At 58.5% G+C, this 790-nt stretch carries 3 protein-coding genes; all 3 read right to left on the bottom strand.

Translation table 11 applies throughout. The features are described from left to right. On the bottom strand, window positions 1–186 hold a 186-nt coding region (locus QEP12_RS16930), incomplete at its 3' end, for a zonular occludens toxin domain-containing protein (protein ID WP_284214991.1). After that, complete coding sequence (locus QEP12_RS16925) at window positions 183–470, bottom strand: DUF2523 domain-containing protein (protein WP_281355052.1); 288 nt, start codon at window positions 468–470, stop codon at window positions 183–185. The genes QEP12_RS16925 and QEP12_RS16930, both read right to left, overlap by 4 nt. Beyond that, window positions 467–790 (bottom strand): IgG-binding virulence factor TspB family protein (locus QEP12_RS16920; protein ID WP_284214990.1); only part of this gene is annotated, 324 nt, incomplete at its 5' end. The genes QEP12_RS16925 and QEP12_RS16920, both read right to left, overlap by 4 nt.

Below are 790 nucleotides of genomic sequence, written 5' to 3'. Positions count from 1 at the left end.
CGCGTCGATGAGCTCGTGGTCAATCAGCAGCCCGCGTATGTTGGTGTAGATGGTGCGGGGGTGCATGGTGGTGACGCCGTCTTCATCGGTCACGGGTACATGCGTGCCAATCAGGGGCAGCAGCAGCTTGGTGATGGCGTACAGGGTTTTGCCTGCACCTGGGGTGCCGGTGATGACAGTGATCATCCTGGGTTCCTTCCAAGAATCTGCGTTGCACGCTGCACTTGCCACAGCAGTAGCTTGGTGGTGATGGCGCCGAGAATCATTCCAAGGCCTTGACCGCCACCGGCGTACAGGAACAGGTTGAGCGTGTCAGCGGGCAGCGTATTGATGCCGTCTTTAACAGCGTTTTTGAGGGTGCTGATGACGAGCTCGAACCCGGTGATGGTGATAACGCTGAATCCGATTGCGGCCAGGATGCGGCCAATCATGGGCTGCAGCATTGCCAGGAGCCATGTTCCTAGTTTCATGTTTCTGCCCTTCCTGGCATGACGATGAACAGCGCTCCCAGGGCACAGAGCAGCAGCAGGATGGGGCGAACGTAGGTGGCGACGTAGTCGCACGTTTGCTCCCAGTCGTAGACCTTGACGGACTTGCCTGCCAAGGTGGCGTATTTGTCCGCAGGACAGGAGCCATTGCCCCAACTGTTTTCTACTGCGTAGGTCACATTGAATGTGCCTTTGGGTATCTCGCCCTCGGGGGTGTCCAGCTCCAGGCAGGCCAGCACGTTCGGGTTCTTGTCACAGAAGTCGCGGTCTTCTTTGCCATCCTCGCGGGGCGTGTCTGTCGA

The organism is Comamonas jiangduensis, assembly GCF_030162955.1.
Lineage (GTDB): Bacteria > Pseudomonadota > Gammaproteobacteria > Burkholderiales > Burkholderiaceae_C > Comamonas > Comamonas jiangduensis.
The sequence above is the reverse complement of the archived record's forward strand: the minus strand, read 5'-3'. Positions and strand labels throughout refer to the sequence as shown.